The following is a 24,679-nucleotide window of genomic DNA, read 5'->3' on the forward strand; positions in this document are numbered from 1 at the left end:
CCTTCTCTTGCCCTTTGCCATGTCATCCACCCATGCAGGAGGCTTCCTGCTCTTTTGCCGTCTCGGGCTTGTCGTCCTTTTTCGCCGGACGGCCGCGCGGCAGGTCGCCGACGGCGCGCGCGCGCAGATAGATGTAGATATCGTCTAGATAACAATAGACGTTCTTGTTATCGCCGAAGGACGGCATCACGTTTTCCTTGCCGCTTCCAACATTTTGCCGGCCTTCCGCAACAGTCTGAAGAAAATCGGCATAGCTCATCGTCTTGAGCGAATTGGCGAGAGCGGGGGCAAATGTGGAGCCGGCACCATCGGCGCCATGGCAGACATGGCATTCCGAATTGAAACGGCGATAGCCGCTATAGGTGTACCAATCCACAGTCCCGTCTTCCTTGATATTGAAAGTGGGCGTTCCATCCTTGTCGAAATATTTGCCGTCTTCATCGGAAACAGCGGCGGCCGTCTCCTTGTCATCGGCATGGGAATTGATCGTACCTGCGAGCAGGCCGAAAACGATTGCGACACAAAGTTCTTTCATCCGAACGGGCATTCATGACCTCGCATGCCAAACTCGAAACAACATGCACTCATGCTGCTCCCGCCGTGGCGTTGTTCATGTTCATGAGGGGTGGACGGCAAAGGGAGCCCGGGCCCGGTCATCCGACAGGACCCGGGCTCCCTTATCAAAGCCTGCAAAGGCAAGGCTCAGCCTTCCAGCTTCGTTCCCTTATTGGTCGGGAACCGTGAAGACGGTCAGCTGGCCGCCAAGTGCGGTATAATCGGACAGGCTCGCATAGCCGCCGACCGCACCCAGACCTTCCGTGCTCTTAGTCAGACCGGCCGCAAGGCCGATGCCTGCCCAACCACCCACACCCGACAGAACAGCCACATACTGCTTGCCGTCATGCTCGTAGGTCGTGACATTGCCGATAATGCCGGATGGCGTCTTGAACTTGTAAAGTTCATTGCCGTCCTTATCGATCGCCTTCAGATAGCCTTCCAGCGTACCGTAGAACACGATATCGCCATCGGTCGCGAGCGCGCCCGACCAGACGGAGAACTGCTCCGGCTTGGACCAGACGATCTCACCCTTGGCCGCATCCCAGGCAATGAAATTGCCCATGCCGCCATGGCTATCCGGCGCCGGATACATCGACAAGGTCGCGCCGACATAGAGCTGACCCGCCGTATAGCTGACCCGGTATGGCTCGTAATCCATGCAGACATGGTTCGTCGGAACATAGAAGAGCTTGGTCTTTGGCGAATAGGCGGCCGGTTGCTGATCTTTCGTGCCGAGCGCCGCCGGGCATACGCCCGTCGTATTCACGTCTTCGCCATTCTTGTCGGTCGAATATTTGTCGACCACCTGAGGCCGGCCATACTGATCGCTGTTCTTGTCCATGACGACTTCCGTCGCCCAGTTGACGGCCGGATCATATTTCTTGGCGACCAGAAGCTCGCCCGTGTCACGATCCAGCGTATAGGCAAAGCCGTTGCGGTCGAAATGCACCAGCACGTCGCGCGGCTGCCCTTCGATCTCGATGCCGTCAGCAAGGATCATCTCGTTGACGCCGTCATAATCCCACTCGTCATGCGGGGTCATCTGGTAGAGCCACTTCGCCATGCCGGTATCGGCGTCGCGGGCCATGATGGTCATGGACCAGCGATTATCGCCCGGCCGCTGGCTCGGGTTCCACGTCGACGGGTTACCCGTGCCGTAATAGATCAGGTTCAGCTCCGGATCGTAGGAATACCAGCCCCAGGTCGTTCCGCCGCCGATCTTCCATTGATCGCCTTCCCAGGTCTTGGTGCTCGAATCAGTGCCGACCGGCTTGCCGAGATGGGTCGTCTTCTCCGGATCGATCAGCATTTCCTCGTCCGACCCCATGGAATAGGCCCGCCAGGCCTGCTTGCCGTCTGAGACATTGTAAGCGGTCAGATGACCGCGGACGCCGAACTCGCCGCCGGATATGCCGACGATGACCTTGTCCTTGACGACCATGGGCGCGGAGGTTCCCGATTCACCCGTGCTGCCATCCACCGTGCTGCCGTTCTTCACGGACCAGGCGACTTCGCCGGTCTTGGCATCGAGCGCGACGAGCGTCGTGTCGGCCTGGTAGAGGAAGATCTTGCCGTCACCATAGGCGACGCCACGATTAACCGTATCGCAGCACATGATCCCGATGACATTTGGATCCTGTTTCGGTTCATATTTCCAGAGGATCTTGCCGTCATTGTTCAGATCGAGCGCATAGACCGTGTTCGGAAACGGCGCATGGACATACATGACGTCGCCGATGATCAGCGGACCGCCTTCATGGCCACGCAGGACGCCGGTCGAGAACGTCCAGGCGACCTGGAGGTTCTTGACGTTGTCCTTGTTGATCTTGTTCAGCTTGGAATAACGGGTGTTGGCATAATCGCCCGTCGGCATGACCCAGTTTTTAGCATCCGAGGCCATGCTTTGGAGATCGTCATTGGCCACCGCGCCCGCCGCCAGAGAAAGCGACAAGGCTGTCGTAGCCAATGCAACTGTTATGCAATGCTTGTGTACACGCATTTGAAATCCTCCCTTAGATCCTCTCGATGAACCTCGGCGGAATGCCTCCTCAGCATCCCGATCCATCAGCTCATGCAAATGGGGAAGTATTTCCGGCAGCGTGTCACGACCGAAGCCAAGGCGTGCGGAGGGCACCGTTACCACCCACCCCGCTTGGCCTGCGAAGACTGTCACCACTCCCTTGACGGTAACGTCCTTGAAGCCGGAAACAAATAAACGATATGAGATTGAAATGCTTTGTGCAAGCATCTTTATCAATTAATATATGCTGCATTGCACTGTAATTTTCGCATCGCAACATGCGTTAATCATGGATTAATGTTTGAAATACATTTGTCCGAGCGGACCAAGCTATTCAGCCACTGCTGAATTCTTCTTCCAATTGACATATTTTTGTTATGTACCTGAAAAACTGTATTCGGAAGCAGGTAAACCGGCAGGGAGGCCGGGGATTATGACAGGATTTACGAGGATCGTTTTCGCCGCCGCGGCCATGGTAGCCTTTTGTGCACCTGCGAAGGCGGCATCGGATTATCCGACGGAGGTATTGGCCGAATATGTCTATGGCTGCATGAAAGCCAATGGCGAAAACCGCGACAACCTTCAGCGGTGTTCCTGTTCGATCGACGTGATCGCCTCCGTTCTTCCCTACGACCGCTATGTCACCGCGGAGACTTTCAAGGGAATGGGACTCGTTCCCGGAGAAAAGGGCGTTATCTTCCGCCAGAGCGCACCGGCAAAAGCGGCCGTAACCGACCTGAAGCGCGCCCAGGCCGAAGCGGATGTCCGCTGTTTTTAGAAAACTTTTCGCGCCTGGATAGAAGCGGCGCTTCTTATCTCACCACCGTAGCGACTGCAGAATCGTTGAGGAATGGATCCTCGGGTTAAGCCCGAGGATGACATTACAGGGATGTTTTCCGCTAATCGGCAACGTTGATACTGGGCGCAAACCTCTCCAGTCCGTCATCCTCGGGTCAAGCCCGAGCACCCATTCCGCGCCCTCTCCTCAGCCTCATCGATCCAGAACGGTTCAATGGGTATCGTCAGCAGAATCAAAGTGCCGATGGTTCCGAAGGCCATTCGTTCTCGAACTTCATGCCTTCGGTATCGACCGCCTCGACCTTTATCTCCTCGCCCTGTTTTGAATCGAATTCGAATCGGAAATTCGGGTCTTCCGAGATCGAGATACCGCCTTCCATCGTCATGATCAGCCGGTTGCCCTGCGAGATCGTCAGCCCCCGAATGAAATGGGCGGGGATGTAATAGCGCGTGAGCTGATCCATCTGCAGCCCGGAATTGTTGGGATGGCGGATCATCAGCTGCATTTCGGTCGCCCGGTTCATCGCCTCCGTGCCCGGCGCATTCGGCGGAAACACCCGTAATTTCATCTTGCCGAGCGAGGCCATCGCCTCGTCCTGGTTCTTCATGGCGGGCGCGGAGCAGCCGCCGGAGGCCTTGACGAAGGTCTGCGTCATGTGGAGCTTGCCGTCCTCCGTCTCGGCAATCGCCCGAACATAGGAATAGGCGTTAACGCGCAGCCTTGTGGCCAGATGTGTCACACCGGCATCCGGCCCGAATTTGAAGACGGCAGCAACCGGAGACGGATTTTCGTCGACGATCAGCGTGACGACCTTGATTCGCCCCGCCGCCTTGCCAGGGTTGAATTTAAGATCGACCGGGACGATCGCGGCGTCTTCGGCGCGTTTCGGTGCGTCGATGGCGATGATGCCGCTCGCGGCCTCTATGCCCCTGTTGCCAAAGACGTCGGGCTTGAGGCTGCTCCATGTCGCGCTCTCGGGAACACTCGTCTCCTCCGCCTGACCAGGCGATATCGGAAACGCGCCAAGCAGAACCGTGAACAAGACCAGACTCAGGCAATCGCGCGCATTGCGCGTTCGATGCGGGTGAGGATTCATCTTTGCCTCCACCATATGATTGGCGGTGCCCGGCCAAAAATCATCATACCACCGCCCGTGATGGCCTGGCAAATCAAACCGCCTACTCCCATTCGAGCTCCGCAAAGGCGGCGGTGGCGTTGCGGGCATTGTACTCGTCGAAGAGATGCCAGTTGCCGCGCTCGCTCTGCGCCGCGGTCTTGACGGCATCGGCCAGGGGAACGCCGGCGGCGATCGCCGCGCGGATATCGCGCGTCAGCGCCTCGAAATAACGCTGCTCCGGTTCGAGCGCACCGGGCCAATCGGCCGGGATCGGACCGTGTCCGGGAATGGCGCGGTTCGCCCTGACGGCTTTCAACACGTCCAACTGCTCTATCCAGCCGGTGAGCGACCCGTCCAATGTCGGCAGATGGCGGAGAAAACAGAGGTCGCCGGTAAAAAGAACGCCGGTTTTTTCGTCGAAAGCCGTCAGGTCATTATCCGTATGGGCCGGTTTCCAGGCCTTCAGCCGAATGGTCCTGCCGCCCAGGTCGAGCATTTCCTCGCCCTCGACCAGCTTTGTCGGCGGGACGATCCTGATCTCCCGCATCAGCGCCTCGCCCATGCTTTCGCGATAGCTGGAGAGATAGAACTCGCCCCGGCTCACCAGCGCTCGCGGCAAATTGCGGTGCCCGACGATGACGGCACCCGTATCAGCGAAGGCGGCATTGCCGAAGCAGTGGTCGGGATGCATGTGGGTGTTGATGAGATAACGGATCGGTTTATCGGTGACGGCGCGGATCGCGGCGATCAGCGCCCTTCCCTCGGCGACGCTGCCGCCGCTGTCGACGACGGCGACAGCCTCCTCGCCAATGATGAACCCCACATTGCAGATCTCGCCGCGATTTGCTTTCGTCATCAGCGCGTCCACGCCGGCAAAGGCGAATATTCCGTCGGCGATCTCCTCAACAGGCAAGGCCTCTTCGGCAGCGAATGCAGGCCGCACCGGAATGCTGATGGGCAAAAGCCCGGCTGCGGCAAGTGCCGTGCCGCACTTCAGGACCGTTCGCCGTGAGGGGGATTGCGCCATGGCTATATCCGGTCCGGGAATTTCCGGTTGAACGAGCGCAGCAGATCCAGTTTCACCTGATCGCTGCGATATTGGCGCGGCAGCTTGATATCGAACGTTCCGATCACATGGGCCGGCCGCTCCGACAAAACGATAATCCTGTCCGAGAGCATGATCGCCTCGCGCAGATTGTGCGTCACCATCAGCGCCGTCGTCGGACGCTCCGACCAGACCGCCAGGAGCAGATGCCGCAATTGCTGGGCGGTCGGCTCGTCCAGTGAGACGAAAGGCTCGTCGAGCAGCAGGATATCGGGATCAATGGCGATCGCCCGCGCGATCGCGGCCCGGCGGGCAAGACCAAGCGACAATTCCCCGGGATAGAAGTTCCGCATCTCCTTCAGGCCGAGGCTGCCGAAGAGGCTGTCGAGATTGCGGTCGCGCAAGCCGTGCGGCAGGGCCTGCCGGACATTCTGCTCGACCGTGCGCCAGGGCAGAAGCAGCGGCTCCTGGAATACCGCGCCGATCCGTCGTCCATTGCCCAGCCCCGGCAACTGGAACGATCCCTCATAATCCGTATCGAGCCCGAGCAGGATGCGCAGCGTGGTCGTCTTGCCGCAGCCGGACGGCCCGAGAATGCAGGCGAATTCGTTCTCACCCACCTCGAAATGCAAATCGCGCAGCACGTCGAGCGCGTCGCCGCTCGACGCGCGGAACGATTTCCTCGCAATATCGACCTTAAGCCGCGCGGCGGCGCCAGCGTGTGGATGCATGTTCAAGGGGCTGTACCACGGTAAATTCGATGAGCAGAATCACCGCGACGAAAGCCAGCGTGTAGGCCAGGATCGCCGCGACATCGAAGAGTTGGAAGAACAGATTGATCTGGAAACCGACGCCGTTCGACCGGCCGAGCAGTTCAACGACGAGGACGATCTTCCAGATCAGCGAAATGCCGGAGCGCGAGGCGGCGGCGAAATAGGGCTGCAATTGCGGCAAAAGGATATGCCGCAGCCGGTCGAGCGCGCCGAACCGGTAGACGGAGGCCATTTCCGAATAGCGCGGATCGATCGCCCGCGCGCCCTCGCGCATGGTGACGATCACGTTCGGGATCTTGTTGACCGCCACCGCGCCGATCGCCGCCGCTTCGTTGAGGCCGAACCAGATATAGGCGAGAACGATGACGACAAGGGCCGGGATGTTGAGAAAAAGCGTCACCCACGGATTGAAGAATCGATCGAGATTCTGCCGGCTCCCCAGGAGAATGCCGATCACCGAGCCGATGATCATGGCAACGAAGAAAGCGGCAGCGACGCGCCAGAGCGTGATGCCGAGATGATAGGGCAGATCGCCGCTGGCGGATTCGGCAAGGAAGGTCTGGAAAACGGCAAAAGGCGCCGGGAAGGAGCGGCTCGGCCACAGACCGGCCGAAACCTGCCAGACGAGGAGAAGGGCGGCAAATGAAGACAGCACCGTGACGACCGGCATCACCTTGCGCTGCTCGGCCGCGCCGCCGGATGCGGTCTTATCGGAAGACATCAGCGTCATTCGCGCACCCTCCAGAAGGTTCCGGGCGCCAGGGTCTTTCCAGGGCCGACGAGCCGCTCTCCGCCAAGCCTCATCAGAACCGTATAAAGTCTTGCCGCGTCCTCTTCCTCCTCTTCGACGGTGCGGTTCGGAATGCCCTCGCGATATCGATCCCTCAGGACGTCCAGCTCGCGTCCCTCCGCCCTTACGACGGGTTCCAGCCGCGGCCATTCCTCGTCCGAACGGTTCAGCAGCGCCTTGGCTTCACCGCTCGCCTTGAGGAAACCTTCTATCGCCTCGGGATGGCTTCGCGCCCATTTCTCGTGGAAGATATAGCCGATCGCCGAAACATCGCCTGTAGCGCCGAGCGCCCTCGCCGCCTCATTGGCGCTGACCAGCCGGCGAAAGCCGTCCGCTTCCAGCCGCGCGCAGTAGTGCCAGAAATTCAGCACCGCATCGAGTTCGCCCTGCCGCGCCTTTTCGGCCAGCAATGGCGGCGCGCCGTAGACGATCTCGTTTTCGTCCGCAAGATCGATCCCGAACCTGTCCCGCGCCAACCCCTGGATGAACAGCCAGCTCTTGTCGAGCGGGCCGCCGGCGACGCCGATCTTCTTGGCCTTCAGGTCCGTCAGGCTTTTGATCGGTGAGGCAGCGGGAACCATCATGGCGCCGACCGATGTCGAATAGGGAAAGAAGGTCAGGTCCTCGCCCGCGCTGCGCTGGCGCGACACCCAGAGCCAGTCAGATACCATCACATCGATGTCGCCGGCCATCAGCGCCACATTGGTCGCATCCTCGCTGGCGAAAAAGCGAATATCGATCTCGACGCCGTTCTTCTCGTCCAAACCGTGCGTCTTGATCGTATCGAGTTCCCAGCTCACCGTGCCGAATTTCAAGACACCGACGTGCATCCTTTCCGCGGCTAGGGTTGCGGATGTCAGAATACCGGCCAGCGCAGCGATCACCAGCGTCAACAACAATCGGTATTTTCGCGAACGAACCACAGCCTCCTCCCCACCACGTCAAATCATCTCTCAAAGCGTCCGCTCTTCGCTGGGATAAGCGCATTTCCAGCGCACGATACGAAGATTGGGATGCTCCTGCGCCCATTTGGCGATTTCGGTCGGGGCGGTGTACATGCAGCTGTTGAGGCTGCCGCGGTTTTGGAAATGCAGCCGTTCTTCCCGGCAGTTCGACGGGTTCGATATCAGGCAGATGGTCAGGACGAGATCGATAATATCCATGTCGGCACCTTCAATCCGCTGACTTCATCCACATCGCATCAATTGAGCGGCGATATGGTGGTTGCAGCGTGGGATTTCTCAAGGTGCCCGGATGAGAAACTGTTCTTCAAACCTACGATCACGCGTCAACGACGTCAATCCGGGCATTCCCGAATTGTCCCGGCATTCGCGAAACGGTCACGACACACATCTCTGAATAGAAATCCTCCAGGGAACATTGACTTATTGCTCCCAACACGTAACTTTTCCGGCGATCGACCTCTAGCGGCTGAAAGGCTGCTGCTGGAAGATCCAATATAGCGGCCCCCGGCGCATGGAACCGGCGGCGGCTTCGTCCAGGGCACCCTTGGCGAAAAATGAGGAGATGCCATGCGGTATTCAGTCCTTCTGGTCGGTGTATCAGTTGCAATTCTCGGCGCGGCGGGAGCCCGCGCCCAGGAGGGGGATGCAACGGCAGGAGCAACGGTTTTCAAGAAATGCACGGCCTGCCATGTCGTGGATTCCGACAAGAACAAGGTCGGCCCATCACTGCAGGGCATTATCGGCCGGACGGCCGGCACGCATCCCGGCTTCAAATATTCGCCGGCGATGGTGAAGGCGGGAGAAGAAGGCCTCGTCTGGGACGATGCCTCCCTACGTGATTATCTGCACAGCCCGAAAGCCAAGGTGAAAGGCACGAAAATGGCCTTTGCCGGGCTGAAGGACGACGCGGACATCACCAATCTCCTTGCCTATCTCAAAGAGAACAGCCAATAGGCCATTTAGAAGCCCCAGGCCCCTGATAGCGCCGCGTGTTCCCGACACGCGGCGCTTTTAGCATCGATCACGGTTCAGACGGGCTCGCGCCATTTGATCGAGCAGCCGATGGAGGCGATCTGCTCGCGAGGCCCCTCCCCGGTTTCCGCCACCTGCCGCATCGCCTCGAAAAGATCGCGACGCAGGTCGGTCGCGCCCTCCTCCTTGCGCGAGGCATCGAGGCGGCCACGATACTGCAATTCGTGGTCAGCGTTGAAGCCGAAGAAATCCGGCGTGCAGGCCGCGCCATAGGCGCGTGCCACCACCTGGTCTGCATCATGGAGATAAGCGAACGGGAAGGCGTTTTCCCGCGCGAACACCTTCATATTCTCATAGGAATCGGCGGGATAAGCCCCGGCATCATTGGAATTGATGGCGACGAAGCCAATGCCAAGCTCCTTCAAATCGCGAGCATCGCGGACGATGCGCCCGATCACCGCCTTCACATAGGGACAGTGATTGCAGATGAAGGCGACGACCAGCCCGCGCGGACCGGCTTCGCCGAGGATGGAATGATGTTTGCCGTCGACGCTGATCAGCGTCGCATCCACCGCCTTCCAGCCGAAATCGCAAATCGGCGGCATGGAAGCCATTTCATGTCTCCTTTCATTATCAGGCCGCCCTGCGCATCGCACTATCGGCGGCATCGCGTATCGCGGCGATGTTCGCGGCATAGACGGCCTGACCATCGCCCTTGAAGATCGCCGAGCCGGCGACCAGCACATCCGCGCCGGCGGCGGCGACGAGCGGCGCCGTCTCCGGCGTCACGCCGCCATCGATCTCGATATGGATCGGGCGCGCGCCGATCATCGCCTTGATCCGCCGAACCTTCTCGACAACCGAGGGAATAAACGCCTGGCCGCCGAAACCCGGATTGACCGTCATCAGGAGGACGAGGTCAAGGCGGTCGAGCACATATTCGATCACATTTTCAGGCGTCGAAGGGTTGAGCGAGACACCAGCCTTCTTGCCGAGATTGCGGACGGCCTGCAGCGAACGGTCGAGATGCGGGCCCGCTTCGGCATGCACGGTGATGAGATCGCAGCCGGCCTCCGCAAAGGCTGAGAGATAGGGATCGGCTGGCGTGATCATCAGATGGCAATCGAAGAACGCGTTCGTTCGATTGCGGATCGCCTTGATCACCGGCGGGCCGAAGGTGATGTTCGGCACGAAATGCCCGTCCATCACGTCGAGATGGATCCAGTCGGCACCGGCTGCAACAACAGCCTCCACCTCCTCGCCCAGCCGGGAAAAATCTGCCGAAAGTACAGATGGCGCAATAATTGTTCTAGTCATGAAGCCTGCTCCTCCTTCGCCTTGGAAAAAACCCGGCTGACACGCAGGTCCTCCGCGCCGATCGTGGAGAGCGCCTCGGCATCGACCGGCCCCGGCGCGGTTTCGAACAGCCGGTTCGCCTGCCGCAGTCGCGCCCTGTCGAGCGCGTTGCGGATGGAACGGGCATTGGCGAAATGCGGCTGCCGGCGGCGAGTCGCGATATAATCGGCCATCACCGCACGCGCCTTCTCGTCGAAATGATAGTTCTGCTTCGACAGCATGATTTCGGCAATCTGCAGGAGCTCGTCATCCGTGTAATCCGGAAAATCGATATGATGGGCGATACGGGAACGAAAACCAGGATTGCTGGTGAAGAACTTCTCCATCTTGTCAGCGTAACCCGCGAGAATCACGACGAGATCGTCGCGCTGGTTCTCCATCACCTGGAGCAGGATCTCGATCGCCTCCTGGCCATAATCGCGCTCGTTCTCCTGACGGTAGAGATAATAGGCCTCGTCGATGAAGAGCACGCCGCCCATCGCTTTCTTGAGGATCTCCTTGGTCTTCGGTGCGGTATGGCCGATATATTGGCCGACCAGATCGTCCCGCGTCACTGAGACGAGATGGCCCTTGCGGATATAGCCGAGGCGGTGCAGCAAATCCGCCATGCGCAGTGCGACGGTCGTCTTGCCGGTTCCGGGATTGCCGCTGAAGCTCATATGCAGCGTCGGCGTCTCATGGGCGAGCCCAAGCCGCCGCCGCGCCCGCTCGACCAGCAGCAGCGCCGCCGTTTCGCGGATACGCTGCTTGACCGGCTTCAGGCCGATCAGCTCGCGGTCGAGTTCTTCAAGCACGTCCTTGACACCGGACTCGGCATATTCCGCCCGCAGATCGATGGCGGCGGGGATATCGCCGCCATCTTCAAGCTCCTTGACTGCAGCCTCAGCCATAGCGTTCTCCCGCCGGCTTGTCGGCGGCATAGGGCCGCGTCGTATAGCGGATGACCCGGCCGGCCGCCTCCTGCCGCTGCAGGTGGAAGCCCGGCTCGTTCGCCGGACGGTTGACGATGAAGGAGAGCTTCACCGACTCCCAGCCATGACTCGCGTCGAAGGCGACGACGCGGATATAGCGGTCGCCATAGACCTTCCGGCACTCCTTCAACTCCATCATCAGCGCCGCCGCATCCGGATTGTCGAACATCGGATGCCCCCACATTTCCCAGTAGGTGTTGCGGGGATGTGGGTCGTCGGTGAACTCCAGGCTCACCGCCCAGCTATTGTCGATGCAATATTGCACCTGTTTGGTGATCTGCTCGTCGGTCAGATCGGGCAGAAACGAGAATGCTCCCTGGGTAATGCGCATGGATTCTCTCCTATTCAGCCGCCGTTGCCGTCGGAACGAAGTCCGGCGCATCGGTCGAGGTGTAGTTGAAGGTGACGTCCTTCCAGGTATCGAGCGCCTGCTGCAGCGGCTGGCAATGGCGCGCCGCGGCCTGCAGGATCTCCGGTCCTTCGTGGACGATATCGCGCCCCTCATTGCGGGCGAGCACCATGCATTCCAGCGCGACGCGGTTGGCGGTGGCGCCGGCGGCGATCCCCATCGGATGGCCGATGGTACCGCCGCCGAACTGCAGCACGACGTCCTCACCCAGAAGATCGAGCAGCTGGTGCATCTGTCCGGCATGGATGCCGCCCGAGGCGACCGGCATCAGCCGGTTGAGCGAGGCCCAGTCCTGATCGAAGAAGATGCCGTTCTCCAGCCGCATCGGGTTGAACTCCTCGCGGCAGACATCGTAATAGCCCTTCGTCGTGGCGGGATCGCCCTCCAGCTTGCCGACCACGGTGCCCGCATGGATATGGTCGACGCCGGCAAGCCGCATCCATTTGGCGATGACGCGAAACGAGACGCCATGGCTCTTCTGCCTGGTATAGGTCGAGTGGCCGGCGCGATGGAGATGCAGGATCATGTCGTTCCTGCGCGCCCATTTCGCCATCGACTGGATGGCCGTATAGCCGATCACCAGGTCGATCATGACGATGTTGGAGCCGAGCTCCTTGGCGAGATCCGCCCGCTCATACATGTCCTCCATCGTCGCCGCGGTGACGTTGAGATAGGTGCCCTTCACCTCGCCCGTCTCGGCCTGCGCCTTGTTGACGGCCTCCATGCAGTAGAGAAAGCGGTCGCGCCAATGCATGAAGGGCTGCGAGTTGATATTCTCGTCATCCTTGGTGAAGTCCAGCCCGCCCTTCAGCGCCTCATAGACGACGCGGCCATAGTTGCGGCCCGAGAGGCCCAGCTTCGGCTTGACCGTCGCGCCGAGCAACGGCCGTCCGAACTTATCGAGCCTCTCGCGCTCGACCACGATGCCCGTGGCGGGGCCCTGGAACGTCTTAACGTAAGCAACAGGAAGCCGCATGTCCTCGAGCCTCAGCGCCTTCAGGGGCTTGAAGCCGAAGACATTGCCGATGATCGACGCCGTGAGATTGGCGATCGAGCCTGGTTCGAACAGGTCGAGATCATAGGCGATATAGGCGAAATACTGTCCCTCGGCATTGGGCACGGGATCGACCCGGTAGGCCTTGGCACGATATTTCTCGCAAGCCGTCAGACGGTCGGTCCAGACCACCGTCCAGGTAGCCGTCGAGCTCTCGCCCGCGACCGCCGCCGCCGCCTCAACCGGGTCGACGCCATCCTGCGGCGTGATCCGGAAGAGCGCGATGATGTCGGTGTCCTTCGGCTCGTAATCGGGCTCCCAATAGCCCATCTTCCTGTATTCCATCACGCCGGCCTTGTAGCGCTCGGCTCCGGTGACTGTCATATTTTCAACCATGACACTTGTCCTTTCTAATTCCGGTCGCTTGCCTGTCAGGCGGCCTTGGCTGTTGCTGTCTGCGGGTCGAGCTGGCCGGCGGCATAGCGCCTTGCCATCTCGTCCAGAGGGACGGTTTTGATCCTGGAGGCATTGCCGGCCGTGCCGAACCGCTCGAAGCGGTCACGGCAAAGATCGCGCAACGCGTCCATTGCCGGTTTCAGGAATTTTCGCGGATCGAATTCCTCGGGATGCTCCACGGCGATCCGGCGGAACTGTCCGGTCATCGCCATCCGGCAATCCGTGTCGATGTTGACCTTGCGCACGCCGTGGCGGATGCCGCGTTCGATTTCCTCGACAGGGACGCCATAGGTCTGCGGCATCGAACCGCCGAACCTGTTGATCACATCCTGCAGCGCCTGCGGCACGGACGAGGAGCCGTGCATGACAAGATGTGTGTCGGGCAGCTTGCGATGGATTTCCTCGATCACTCCCATCGCCAGAATATTGCCGTCCGGCTGGCGGGTGAACTTATATGCGCCGTGGGAGGTGCCGCAGGCGATGGCGAGCGCGTCCACTTTCGTCCGCATGACGAAATCAACCGCCTGATCAGGGTCGGTAAGGAGCTGGTCATGCGACAGCACACCCTCGGCGCCATGCCCGTCCTCGGCCTCGCTCTGCCCCGTTTCCAGCGAACCGAGCACGCCGAGCTCGCCTTCCACCGAGGCGCCGACCCAGTGTGCCATGCGCGCCACCCGTTCGGTGATCGCCACGTTATACTCATAGCTCGCCGGCGTCTTCGCATCCGCCTCGAGTGAGCCATCCATCATCACCGAGGTGAAGCCGTGGCGGATCGCCGTCAGGCATGTGGCCTCGTTGTTGCCGTGGTCCTGGTGCACGCAGACGGGAATGCCGGGATAGAGATCGACAAGCGCGTCAATCATCCGCGCCAGCATGATGTCGCGGGCATAGGAGCGTGCCCCGCGCGACGCCTGGAGGATGACCGGCGCATCGCAGGCCACGGCCGCCTCCATCACGGCGAGGCCCTGCTCCATATTGTTGATGTTGAAGGCGGGAACGCCGTAACCATGTTCTGCGGCATGATCGAGCAGCTGACGTAACGTAATGCGAGCCATGATCCATGCTCCTTTCCCTTAGCGAATTGTCGTAGTGCCCTGTTTTTGTTTCGTTTCATCTCAACCGATCAGTTTTCTTGCGCTCTCGACGACAGCTTCCGGCGTGATGCCGAAATGCCGGTAGAGATCTGCCGCCGGCGCGCTGGCGCCGAAACCGTTCATGCCTATGAAATCGCCATTCTCGCCGATCCAGCGGTCCCATCCCTGCCGCGCGGCGGCCTCGATGGCGATGCGGGGCGCGGCCGCCAGAATGGAGCGGCGATAGGCCGGCGTCTGCCTTTCGAAGAGCTCCCAGCACGGCATGGAGACGACCGCTGCGGCGATACCGTACTGGGCGCGCAAGATATCGGCGGCGGCACAGGCGATCTCGACCTCCGAGCCGGTTGCGATCAGCGTCACAGCCCGTGGTCCGGCGGTCTCGCGCAGCACATAGGCGCCGCGGCCCGACCGGTTCTCATTGCTGTGCGTCGTGCGCAGCATGGGCAGGTTCTGACGCGACAGGACGAGGACGCTGGGCCGGTCCCTGTTTTTCAGCGCCAGCTCCCAGCATTCAGCCGTCTCGATGATATCGGCCGGCCGGTAGACATCGATGCCGGGGGTCGCCCGCAGCATAGCCAGATGCTCGATCGGCTGGTGCGTCGGCCCGTCCTCGCCAAGGCCGATCGAGTCATGCGTCATGACATAGATCACCTGCTGGCCCATGAGGGCCGAGAGGCGGATCGCGCCCCTGGCATAGTCGGCAAATGCGAGAAACGTGCCGCCATAGGGGATGAAACCGCCATGCAGCGCGATGCCGTTCATCGCCGCCGCCATCGCATGCTCGCGGATGCCGTAATGGATGTAGCGCCCGTTGAAGCTGCGCGCCGAAATGCTGCCCATATCAGCAGTCAGCGTCAAATTGGAATGGGTGAGATCGGCGGAGCCGCCGACGGTAAGCGCCGTCGCCTTGTTGATGACGCCAAGCACCATTTCGGATGCCTTGCGGGTGGCGACCTTGGTCGCCTTTTCCACATGCTCACGGCGGAAAGCGCTGAGCTCGTCAAAGAGCGTCTCGGGCAATTCCCTGGCAATCGCCGCCTTGAAGACATCAGCATCGGGCGATGCCGCTAGCCGGGCGCACCAATCGCGCCGTTGGTCCGCGCCGCGTCGGGCGACGTTCCGCCAAGTTTCCACGATGGCTTCGGGCACCTCGAAGGGCGCATGCGGCCATCCGATCGTCGCCCGCGCCGCCGCGATCTCCGCCTCGCCGAGCGGTGCGCCATGGGTCTTTTCGGTACCCTGCAGATTGGGCGCGCCCTTGCCGATGACCGTCCGGCAGGCGATCAGCGACGGCTTGTCCGTTTCCCGCGCCCGCTCAATCGCATCGGCGATCGCCTCGAAATCATGGCCGCCAACCTCCTGGACATCGAAACCCGCCGCCCTGAAGCGGGCCGGCTGGTTCATCGATGTGGAAAGCGAGGTCGGCCCGTCGATCGAGATGGAATTGTCGTCCCACAGCACGATCAGGCGCGACAGGCCGAGATGACCCGCCAAGTCGATCGCCTCATGGCTGATGCCCTCCTGCAGGCAACCGTCGCCGGCGATCACATAGGTGAAGTGGTCGACGATATCCCTGCCGAAGCGCTCGCGCAGCAGCCGTTCGGCAAGCGCCATGCCGACCGCCGTTGCGATCCCCTGCCCCAGCGGGCCCGTCGTCGTCTCGATGCCCTGCGCATGGCCATATTCGGGATGCCCGGCCGTCCGCGCGCCGAGCTGGCGGAAACGCTGCAACTCCTCGATTCCCATGTCGGGATAGCCGATCAGATAATGCAGCGCATATTGCAGCATCGAGCCATGGCCGGCCGAAAGCACGAACCGGTCGCGGTCCGGCCATTGCGGATGCAGGGGGTCGAGCTTGATGAAGCGGTTGAAGAGGACCGCCGCGACATCGGCCATGCCCATCGGCATGCCGGGGTGCCCGGAATTGGCCTTCTGCACGGCATCCATGGCAAGAGCGCGGATGGCATTGGCCATGTCTGCCTCGCTGGCCAGCAACGGATCTGTCTCGGTTTGCAGCAGGGCTTGCGTGTTCATCGTCTTCTCCTCACGAGGCACGGTTCTTGCGCTCGATCAACTGCATGATCAGCGGCGTCAGGATGAGCTGCATGGCCAGGTCGAGCTTGTTGCCCGGCACGACAATGGAATTGGCCCGCGACATGAAGGAGTCGTGGATCATCGACAGGAGGTAGGGAAAATCGATACCGCGCGGCCTGGCGAAGCGGATCACCAGCATCGATTCATCCGGCGTTGGTATCCAGCGCGCGATAAAAGGGTTGGAGGTATCGACGATCGGCACGCGCTGGAAATTGATGTCGGTCAGCGTGAATTGCGGCGTGATGTAGCGCACATAGTCCGGCATGCGCCGCAAGATCACGTCCATGACCGCTTCGGTCGAATAGCCCCGCGTCGAGCGATCGCGATGGATCTTCTGGATCCATTCGAGATTGATGACTGGAACGACCCCGATCTTCAAATCCGCATGCCGGGCCAGATTGACCTTCTCCGTCACCGCGCAGCCATGCAGGCCCTCGTAGAACAGGAGCTGGCTCTGCGGAAATTCCCGCCATTGCGAAAACGAGCCTGGAGGAACTCCATATTCCCTGGCCTCTTCCTCGTCGTGAACATAAGTGCGGGTTTTTCCCGTACCGCGGCGGCCATATTCCTCGAAGACAGCATCGAGCGTCTCCAGCTCGTTGGCATCGACATGGAAATGCGTGAAGTTCGGATTGCCGTTCTTCTCCTCCTCGGAGACCTTCTTCTTCATCGCCTCACGGTCATAGCGATGGAACGCATCGCCCTCGATAAACGCCGCCTCGATGTGCTCACGCCGGAAAATCTGTTCGAATATCCGCTTGACCGATGTCGTGCCCGCGCCCGACGAGCCGGTGATCGAAATGATGGGGTGCTTTATCGACATGTTGCTCGCTCCCCCTTATGCCCTGAACAGGCCGCGATTGCTGAAGAGCGGCGCGCGCTCGCCGATATTGCTCGGCTCCGTGTGGTACCGCCCGATCCGCTGGACTTCCCGTGCCGAACCGAAGACCAGGGGAACGCGCTGATGCATGTTCTGCGGGATGAGATCGAGGATGGGGTTGACCGTATCGGTCGCGGCACCACCGGCCTGCTCGATGAGGAAAGCGATCGGATTGGCCTCATAGACGAGCCTGATCCGGCCCGAACCGTAGCCCTTGCGCTTGTCGCCGGGATAGAGAAACACGCCGCCGCGCACCAGGATCCGGTAGGCCTCGGCCACCAGCGAGGCGATCCAACGCATGTTGAAATCCTTGGCTCTCGGGCCTTCGGTGCCTTGCATGCAATCGTCGATATAGAGCCTGACCGCCTCGTCCCATTGCCGGTAGTTGGCGGCATTGATAGCGAATTCCTGCGTCCTCGGCGCAATGGCGATCCCCGAATAGGCCTGAACGAAGGTGCCGAGCCGTGTCGAGAAAACGAAAATGTGGGTGCCGCTGCCGACCGTCAGCACCAGCGCGAGCTGCGGCCCGTAGATGAAAAAACCGGCCGCGAGCTGACGCCGCCCCTCCTGGAAGAAGGAGGCAACAGGCTCGCCGACCGGTTCTCCAGCCACTGGGAGGATGGAGAAGATCGTCCCTAGCGAGACATTCGTATCGATATTCGAAGACCCGTCCAAAGGGTCGATGGCGATGGCGAGCGGCGCGCGTGGATCAAGGACGACAGGCTGGTCCAGCTCCTCCGAACCGTAGAGTGCAAGCGGCGCATGCCGCATCGCGTCAAGGAACATGTCGTCGGCGAAGACGTCGAGATCCTTCTGGGCGTCACCATCGGCGTTCCGGCTGTTGTGGCTGCCGTTGAAGGCTCTGCCTAGCGCGCCCTGATTGATCGTATTGCGGATCTTGACGGCGGTCATCGACAGGTGCCGTATGGTCGAAGCGACCGCTGCCCGCAAACCTTCCGCATCGCCCGCATAAGAAACCAGAAAGGCGTCTAAAGTCGCCGTGGTCATCTCCGTCCTCCCCGTGCCCGTCTTCCTCGCCGGGCCTTATGAGGGGATGGAACCAGATGGGGTTCTTTAAGTAAAATTTATTATATTTACGTACTCAGTAAATTTTCCTAAACTACTGGCATGCGTAATCTGACCTTGAGACAGCTGAGAGCCACCGAAGCCATCCTGCGGCACGGCACCATCGCCGGCGCTGCCAGCGAACTGGGCCTGACCCCGCCGGCCGTCACGCTTCAGTTGAAACAGGTGGAGGAGGATGCCGGCATCATCTTGTTCGACAGGACGAATGAAGGCCTGAAGCCGACGGCGGCGGGTCTCGCCTTCGTCGATGCGAGCCAGATGATCCAGGAGAGATTGCGCCTGCTTGACGATGAAATCGACGCGATCAAGGGACTGAGGGTCGGCAGTCTGAGACTGGGCGTCGTCTCGACGGCAAAATATTTCGCGCCGCGGATGATGGCGACCTTCCGCAAGGACCATCCCGATATCGAGATCAGGCTTGCCATCGGCAATCGGGCGGAGACGATCGCAAGCCTCAGGAACCACGAGGTGGACATGGCGCTGATGGGGCGTCCGCCCAAGGACATCCCGCTGCGCTCGGCCGTCTTCGGCGACCACCCGCTGGTCATGATCGCCGCGCCCGACCATCCGCTGGCGAAATGCCGCGACATCAGCAAGGAACGCATCGCGCAGGAACACTTTCTGGTAAGGGAGCCGGGTTCAGGCACCCGTATTTCGCTGGAGATATTCCTGAGCGAGCTGCCGGGAAGGCTGGACGATCTCGGAACCGAGATGTCGTCCAACGAAACCATCAAGCAGGCGGTCATGGCAGGCCTCGGCATCGCCTTCATCTCCGCCCATACGATCGCGATGGAACTGGAAATGGGGCGACTCGTCATTCTCGACGTCGCCGGCATGCCGATCCGCCGGCAATGGTTCTCCGTCATCAGGACGGATCGTACCATCTCCCCCGCGATGAAAGCTTTTCAGGAATTCCTGACGGTCAAAGGCGCGCAGTGTCTACCCTTCTTTGACAGGCTATATCCCGAATCCGCTGCCATGGCATATCATCCGCCGTCATAAGGCTTATTGTTTCAGACGGAGCGACAACGCTCATCCTGCCGGTACAGCCCTATTTCAACCGCAGCGGGGACGGCACCATCGAGTAATGGATCCCAGTGACGAGCACTGGGATGGGTTGGCTGTTGAGGCTAATCTCCAACGTTTCTGCCCGAAGGGACGGTTGTTGTTGGGGGCGAAAGCACCTCCACCCCGTCATCCCAGTGCTCGTCACTGGGATCCATTCCTCTCCCGTCCGGCTGTCTCGACAGTGCAGAATGGTGCAGCGTACAGCGATTTTACCAGAATCTCTCCAACGTCGATGCGACTACGCCCTCACCCGCTCGGCCCTCGGATCATACATCGGCCTCAGCGAAGCCTCTGCCTTCACCCGGTTTCCAGCGATCTCGATCTCATAATCCGACGCCAGCACCTCTTCCGCAATTTCTCCCTTGCAAGGCACGTAGCCGAGGCCAATTGCGCCGCCGAGATGATGGCCGTAATTGCCCGACGTGATCGTCCCGACGATCCTGCCGTCGCGCACGATCGCTTCATTGTGGAAGAGCAGCGGCTCCGGATCGGTCAGGCGGAATTGCACGAGCCGCCGCTCAAGCCCCGTTTCCTTCTTCTTCAGCACCGCGTTGCGACCGATGAAATCGCCCTTGTCGGTTTTCACCGCAAAGCCCAGACCGGCTTCGAGGACATGATCCTCATCGGTAATATCGTGACCGAAATGCCGGAAAGCCTTCTCGATACGGCAGGAGTCGAGCGTGTGCAGGCCGCACAGCTTCAGCCCGATATCGTGTCCCGCGGCCTCGATGGTCTCAAAGACATGCGCCGCCTGGTCGGTGGAGACATAGAGCTCCCAGCCGAGCTCACCGACATAGGTCACGCGATGCGCCCGCGCCAGTCCCATGCCGATTTCGATCTCACGCACGGTACCGAAAGGATGCGCCTCGTTGGAAAAATCGTTCGGGCTGATCTTCCGGATCAGCTCGCGGGATTTCGGCCCCATCAGGCAGAGCACGGCTTCCGCCGCCGTCACGTCGGTGATGACGACGAATTCATCCCTCAGATGCCGACGCATCCAGGCGAGATCGCGCTGCAGCGTTGCGCCGGGGACGACGGCGAGAAACGCGGTTTCCGACAAGCGCGTGACGGTCAGGTCGCTCTCGATCCCGCCGCGATAGTTCAGCATCTGCGTGTAGACGATACGCCCCGGCTCGAGATCGATCTGGTTTGCGCAGAGCTTTTGCAGGAATGAAGCCGCGTCGCGCCCCTCGATGCGGATCTTGCCGAAGGAGGTCATGTCGAACAGGCCGAGGCCGTTGCGCACGGCAAGATGCTCGTCGCGCTGATTGGCGAACCAGTTCTGCCGCTGCCAGGAATAGCGATATTCGCGCTCCTGCTCCTCTTTCGCGAACCAGTTGGCCCGTTCCCATCCCGCGACTTCGCCGAACACTGCGCCGCGCGCTTTCAGATGCTCATGCAGCGGCGAGCGGCGGATATTGCGCGAGGTCGCCATCTGCCGGTAGGGAAAATGATCGGCATAGAGCAGGCCCAGCGTCTCGGAGACGCGCTCCTTGAGATAAAGTCGGTTCTTCTGGAATGGCTGGGCGCGGCGGATATCGACCTCCCAAAGATCGAAAGGCGCCTCGCCGTCATGAATCCATTGCGCCAGCGCCATGCCGGCGCCGCCGGATGAAACGATGCCGATGGAATTATAGCCGGCCGCGACCCAGTAGCCGCCGAGCTCAGGCGCTTCGCCGAGATAATAGCGATCGTCAGGCGTAAAACTCTCCGGACCATTGAAGAAGGTGTGGATGCCGGCGGTGGCGAGCATCGGCATACGCTTGACCGCCATTTCGAGAATGGGCTCGAAATGCTCGAAATCCTCCGGCAACTGGTCGAAGCAGAAATCCTCGGAAATGCCGTTCATGCCCCAGGGCTTGGCCACCGGCTCGAAGGCGCCGAGCATCATCTTGCCGGCATCCTCCTTGTAGTATGCGCATTCGTCCGGCACCCGCAGCACCGGAAGGCGCGTGAGCCCCTCGATTGCTTCCGTCACGAGATAGAAATGCTCGCAGGCGTGTAGCGGCACCGCGACACCCGACATGGCGGCCAGATCGCGTGCCCACATGCCCGCGCAGTTGACCACGACATCCGTCTCGATCGTGCCTTGCTCCCCGCCTTTCGACCAGGAAACCCCCGTAACACGCCCGTTCTTCTTCAGAACATCCGTCACCTTGACGCCTTCGGCAATAGTCGCGCCGCGCTGGCGCGCACCTTTCGCCAAGGCCATGGCGATATTGGCGGGGTCGCACTGGCCATCGAGCGGCAGATGCACGGCGCCGACTACACCATCCACATCAAGATGCGGGTACATCTCGTTGACTTCTTTAGGCGATATCTCCCTGACATCGACATCGAAGGCCCGCGCCAGGGAGGCCTGCCGATAAATCTCGTGCTTGCGCTCCTCGGTCAGCGCCACGGTGATCGACCCCACCTGCCGCATGCCGGTGGCGACACCGGTTTCAGCTTCCAGCTTGACGTAGAGATCGGCGGAATATTTGGCGAGCCGCGTCATATTCTGCGAGGCGCGCAGCTGGCCGATCAGCCCCGCCGCGTGCCAGGTGGTGCCTGATGTGAGCTGCTTGCGCTCCAGAAGGACAATATCCGTCCAGCCGAGCCTGGCGAGATGATAGGCAACGGAACAGCCGGAAACGCCGCCCCCTATGATGACGGCCCTGGCTTTTGCCGGAATGGAGATCATGCGCGGATTCTTTCGTTCTTCGGGTCCCACAGCGGCTGATCGGGATGCACCGTCGCCTTGAAACGCTCGCCGAATATCTCGACCTCGATCTCCATGCCCGGTTCCGCCAGCTCCGTCTTCAGCATGCCGAGCGCGATCGACCTGTCGACCCGGTGCCCCCAGCCGCCCGATGTGGTCTCGCCGACGATGTCGCCCTCATGCCAGAGCGTCGACATATAAGGCGCGTCGCAATCGCCGGCCTCGACCGTCAGCGTGACGAAACGCTTCGTCACGCCCTGCTGCTTTTCGCGCTCCAGCGCCGATTTGCCGAGAAAGTCAGGCTTTTCCCATTTGACGAAGCGCTCTAGACCGCTTTGCAGCGGCGTGTAGTCGGTGGAGAGATCGCCCTTCCAGGCGCGATAGCCTTTTTCGAGCCTCAGCGAATCGAGCGCGAACATGCCGAAGGGTTTGAGGCCGTATGTCTGCCCCGCCGCCCACACCGCATCGAAAATATCAGCCGTATCGGCATTGGCGCTGTGGATCTCCCAGCCGAGCTCCCCGGCAAAGGACACCCGCACCAGCCGGCAATCGCGGCCCGCAATCCGCGTTGCCTGGTGCGAAAGCCATGGCTTTTCGAGATCGGCATCGCAGATTTCGCGGAAGAGGTCCCGCGCCCGGGGACCGGTGACGATCTGGCATGAGAACCGGTCGGTGACGTTGCTGATGCTGATCGCGCCGCCTGCCGGCAGGTGTTTCCGCAGCCATTCAAGATCGTGCCATTCGGCGACGCCTGCGGTGGTCAGGTAAAACAGGTTCTCCTCGACCGCCATGATGGACATCTCAGTGACGACGCGCCCCTTGCCGTCGGCGAAATAGGCAAGGCCGATGCGGCCCGGCTTCGGCACGATGCCGGTGATCAAGCCATCCAGCCACTCGCGCGCGCCTTCGCCCTCCACCCGGAAACGCGAGAAACCGGGCAGGTCGAGAATGCCAACCGCGTCGCGCACGGCATGGCACTCCTCGCGGATGCGCTGATACCAGGGGCCGCTGCGGGAAAAGGTCTGCGTCGCCTCTTCCGAGATGTCGTCGCCAAGCTTGGCATACCAATTGGCCCGTTCCCAGCCATTATAGGCACCAAACTGCGCACCGAGCGCCGCGATGCGGTCATGAACAGGCGAAAGCTTCCTGTTACGCCCGGTCGGCCAGGTGTGGCGGGGAAAATGGATGGCATATTCGTGGCCATAGACCTCCATGCCCTTGGCCACGCAGTAATCATGGTCCGCGGCAAAGGCGGTGAAGCGGCGCGGATCGCAGGACCACATGTCCCATTCGGTCGCCCCTTCCGTCACCCATTCACCGAGCACCTTGCCCGCGCCGCCCGCCTGCGCGATGCCGAAGGTGAAGACACAGGCCTCGAAGGCGTTGGGGACGCCCGGCATCGGCCCGATCAGCGGATTGCCGTCGGGCGCATAGGGGATCGGCCCGTTGATGACCTTGGAAAGCCCTGCCGTGCCGAGAACAGGCACACGGGCGATGGCATCGTTCAGATACCATTCGAGACGTTCAAGATCGTCAGGGAAAAGCTGAAAGGAGAAATCCTCCGGCATCGGATCGTCGGCGGTCGCCCAATGAGCCCGGCAATTGCGCTCATAGGGGCCGAGATTCATGCCGTTCTTTTCCTGCCTGAGATAATAGGAGGAATCGACATCGCGCAGCAGCGGCAGCTTGTGCCCCTGTTCCTGTGACCAGGCGGCGATTTCCGGGATGTCCTCGAAGAGGAGGTATTGATGGCTCATCACCATCATCGGCACGGTTCGCCCAAACAGACTGCCGATTTCCTGTGCGCGATATCCAGCAGCGTTGACCACATATTCGCAGCGGATTTCGCCCTGCGGCGTGGAGATCACCCATTCGCCGTTCTCGCGCCGTGCGCCGGTGACGGGACAAAACCGGATGATCCTGGCGCCCAGGTCGCGCGCGCCCTTGGCAAGCGCCTGCGTCAACTGCGCCGGATCGATATCGCCGTCATTGGGATCATAAAGTGCGCCCATCAGATCATGCGTATCGAGAAATGGATAGTAGCCCTTGATCTCGTCGACACCGAGGACGTCGATCTCCATGCCCTGATAACGGCCCATACCCTTGACCCGCTGGAACTCGCGCATCCGCTCCCTGCCATGGGCAAGCCGCAGCGATCCGGTGACATGATAATTCATGGGGTAGTCCACTTCCGCCGCGAGCCTGCGATAGAGCTCGGCCGAATAGCGCTGCATGTTCATCACCGACCAGGAGGCTGAGAAGGTCGGCACATTGCCGGCCGCATGCCAGGTGGAGCCGGAGGTCAGCTCGTTCTTCTCAATGAGGACGCAATCCGTCCAGCCGGCCTTGGCAAGGTGATAAAGCGATGAAACGCCGACTGCCCCGCCACCGATGATGACGACGCGCGCCGACGTTGGAAAATCAGACATTCATAGTTCCCCTCATGTTTTCTTTTTTAACTAGAGCGGTCCAGTTCAAGACGCTGCGAAGCAGCTTTCCGTTTGGAACGTTCCGGAATGGGTCCTCGGGTC

22 protein-coding genes are annotated in these 24,679 nt (G+C 60.8%); 3 read left to right on the forward strand and 19 right to left on the reverse strand.

Annotated elements, in window-relative coordinates; genetic code table 11:
• Nucleotides 1-22: 22 nt before the first annotated feature.
• Entirely contained in the window at nucleotides 23-535 is a 513-nt protein-coding gene (locus ATN84_RS11265) for a c-type cytochrome, methanol metabolism-related (protein WP_153020189.1), read from the reverse strand.
• 189 nt (nucleotides 536-724) lie between these two features.
• Complete coding sequence (gene xoxF5, locus ATN84_RS11270; RefSeq protein WP_068881719.1) at nucleotides 725-2,557, reverse strand: lanthanide-dependent methanol dehydrogenase XoxF5; 1,833 nt, start codon at nucleotides 2,555-2,557, stop codon at nucleotides 725-727.
• 454 nt (nucleotides 2,558-3,011) lie between these two features.
• On the opposite strand from xoxF5, the gene ATN84_RS11275 reads away from it, so the two are divergent.
• Nucleotides 3,012-3,356 (forward strand): hypothetical protein, encoded by a 345-nt coding sequence (locus ATN84_RS11275; protein WP_068881720.1) that lies wholly within the window; start codon nucleotides 3,012-3,014, stop codon nucleotides 3,354-3,356.
• 253 nt (nucleotides 3,357-3,609) lie between these two features.
• Here the strand turns inward: ATN84_RS11275 and ATN84_RS11280 are convergent, their stop codons facing one another.
• From ATN84_RS11280 to ATN84_RS11305, 6 genes are all read right to left on the reverse strand, one after another.
• On the reverse strand, nucleotides 3,610-4,473 hold the full coding sequence (locus ATN84_RS11280; RefSeq protein WP_082766256.1) for a quinoprotein dehydrogenase-associated SoxYZ-like carrier: 864 nt from the start codon (nucleotides 4,471-4,473) through the stop codon (nucleotides 3,610-3,612).
• 82 nt (nucleotides 4,474-4,555) lie between these two features.
• Nucleotides 4,556-5,521 carry a quinoprotein relay system zinc metallohydrolase 2 gene (locus ATN84_RS11285; RefSeq protein WP_068881721.1) on the reverse strand — a complete coding sequence of 322 codons (966 nt, stop codon included), beginning with the start codon at nucleotides 5,519-5,521 and terminating at the stop codon, nucleotides 4,556-4,558.
• 2 nt (nucleotides 5,522-5,523) lie between these two features.
• Complete coding sequence (locus tag ATN84_RS11290; RefSeq protein WP_068881722.1) at nucleotides 5,524-6,270, reverse strand: ABC transporter ATP-binding protein; 747 nt, start codon at nucleotides 6,268-6,270, stop codon at nucleotides 5,524-5,526.
• On the reverse strand, nucleotides 6,236-6,982 hold the full coding sequence (locus tag ATN84_RS11295; protein ID WP_068882002.1) for an ABC transporter permease: 747 nt from the start codon (nucleotides 6,980-6,982) through the stop codon (nucleotides 6,236-6,238). The genes ATN84_RS11290 and ATN84_RS11295 overlap by 35 nt, the downstream gene beginning before the upstream one ends.
• Nucleotides 6,983-7,038: 56 nt before the next feature.
• A complete protein-coding gene (locus ATN84_RS11300) occupies nucleotides 7,039-8,025 on the reverse strand; it encodes an ABC transporter substrate-binding protein (protein ID WP_068881723.1) in 987 nt (328 codons plus the stop codon).
• Between the two features lie 30 nt (nucleotides 8,026-8,055).
• A complete protein-coding gene (locus ATN84_RS11305; protein WP_068881724.1) occupies nucleotides 8,056-8,265 on the reverse strand; it encodes a hypothetical protein in 210 nt (69 codons plus the stop codon).
• 369 nt (nucleotides 8,266-8,634) lie between these two features.
• Here ATN84_RS11305 and ATN84_RS11310 point away from each other — a divergent pair, with 369 nt between their 5' ends.
• The gene (locus ATN84_RS11310) at nucleotides 8,635-9,021 is read left to right on the forward strand and encodes a c-type cytochrome (protein WP_068881725.1); all 387 of its coding nucleotides are present in this window, start codon (nucleotides 8,635-8,637) and stop codon (nucleotides 9,019-9,021) included.
• A 74-nt stretch (nucleotides 9,022-9,095) separates the two neighbouring features.
• Here ATN84_RS11310 and ATN84_RS11315 read toward each other — a convergent pair whose 3' ends face one another.
• The 9 genes from ATN84_RS11315 to ATN84_RS11355 are packed head-to-tail and all read right to left on the reverse strand — an operon-like array spanning nucleotide 9,096 to nucleotide 18,301.
• The gene (locus ATN84_RS11315) at nucleotides 9,096-9,653 is read right to left on the reverse strand and encodes a thioredoxin family protein (RefSeq protein WP_068881726.1); all 558 of its coding nucleotides are present in this window, start codon (nucleotides 9,651-9,653) and stop codon (nucleotides 9,096-9,098) included.
• A 19-nt stretch (nucleotides 9,654-9,672) separates the two neighbouring features.
• Complete coding sequence (gene rpe / locus ATN84_RS11320; protein ID WP_068881727.1) at nucleotides 9,673-10,356, reverse strand: ribulose-phosphate 3-epimerase; 684 nt, start codon at nucleotides 10,354-10,356, stop codon at nucleotides 9,673-9,675.
• Nucleotides 10,353-11,285 (reverse strand): CbbX protein, encoded by a 933-nt coding sequence (gene cbbX / locus ATN84_RS11325; RefSeq protein WP_068881728.1) that lies wholly within the window; start codon nucleotides 11,283-11,285, stop codon nucleotides 10,353-10,355. The genes rpe and cbbX overlap by 4 nt, the downstream gene beginning before the upstream one ends.
• Nucleotides 11,278-11,697: a ribulose bisphosphate carboxylase small subunit gene (locus ATN84_RS11330; protein WP_068881729.1), complete on the reverse strand. Its 420-nt coding sequence runs from the start codon at nucleotides 11,695-11,697 to the stop codon at nucleotides 11,278-11,280. Before ATN84_RS11330 ends, cbbX begins: the two co-directional genes overlap by 8 nt.
• A 10-nt stretch (nucleotides 11,698-11,707) precedes the next feature.
• A complete protein-coding gene (locus tag ATN84_RS11335) occupies nucleotides 11,708-13,165 on the reverse strand; it encodes a form I ribulose bisphosphate carboxylase large subunit (RefSeq protein WP_068881730.1) in 1,458 nt (485 codons plus the stop codon).
• A 35-nt stretch (nucleotides 13,166-13,200) separates the two neighbouring features.
• Nucleotides 13,201-14,280 (reverse strand): class II fructose-bisphosphate aldolase, encoded by a 1,080-nt coding sequence (gene fba, locus ATN84_RS11340; protein ID WP_068881731.1) that lies wholly within the window; start codon nucleotides 14,278-14,280, stop codon nucleotides 13,201-13,203.
• 60 nt (nucleotides 14,281-14,340) lie between these two features.
• Nucleotides 14,341-16,353, reverse strand: a complete 2,013-nt coding sequence (gene tkt / locus ATN84_RS11345) for a transketolase (protein WP_068881732.1) — start codon at nucleotides 16,351-16,353, stop codon at nucleotides 14,341-14,343.
• A 10-nt stretch (nucleotides 16,354-16,363) separates the two neighbouring features.
• Nucleotides 16,364-17,236 carry a phosphoribulokinase gene (locus tag ATN84_RS11350; RefSeq protein ID WP_068881733.1) on the reverse strand — a complete coding sequence of 291 codons (873 nt, stop codon included), beginning with the start codon at nucleotides 17,234-17,236 and terminating at the stop codon, nucleotides 16,364-16,366.
• A 15-nt stretch (nucleotides 17,237-17,251) separates the two neighbouring features.
• Nucleotides 17,252-18,301 carry a class 1 fructose-bisphosphatase gene (locus ATN84_RS11355; protein WP_068881734.1) on the reverse strand — a complete coding sequence of 350 codons (1,050 nt, stop codon included), beginning with the start codon at nucleotides 18,299-18,301 and terminating at the stop codon, nucleotides 17,252-17,254.
• A gap of 120 nt (nucleotides 18,302-18,421) precedes the next feature.
• Between ATN84_RS11355 and ATN84_RS11360 the strand changes: the two genes are divergently transcribed.
• Complete coding sequence (locus tag ATN84_RS11360; RefSeq protein ID WP_068881735.1) at nucleotides 18,422-19,381, forward strand: LysR family transcriptional regulator; 960 nt, start codon at nucleotides 18,422-18,424, stop codon at nucleotides 19,379-19,381.
• A 304-nt stretch (nucleotides 19,382-19,685) separates the two neighbouring features.
• Here ATN84_RS11360 and ATN84_RS11365 read toward each other — a convergent pair whose 3' ends face one another.
• A complete protein-coding gene (locus ATN84_RS11365; RefSeq protein WP_068881736.1) occupies nucleotides 19,686-22,130 on the reverse strand; it encodes a GcvT family protein in 2,445 nt (814 codons plus the stop codon).
• Complete coding sequence (locus ATN84_RS11370; protein WP_068881737.1) at nucleotides 22,127-24,577, reverse strand: GcvT family protein; 2,451 nt, start codon at nucleotides 24,575-24,577, stop codon at nucleotides 22,127-22,129. The genes ATN84_RS11365 and ATN84_RS11370 overlap by 4 nt, the downstream gene beginning before the upstream one ends.
• Nucleotides 24,578-24,679: the final 102 nt, after the last annotated feature.

Origin of the sequence: Paramesorhizobium deserti (assembly GCF_001558695.1) — a bacterium.
Taxonomy (GTDB): Bacteria; Pseudomonadota; Alphaproteobacteria; order Rhizobiales; family Rhizobiaceae; genus Paramesorhizobium; species Paramesorhizobium deserti.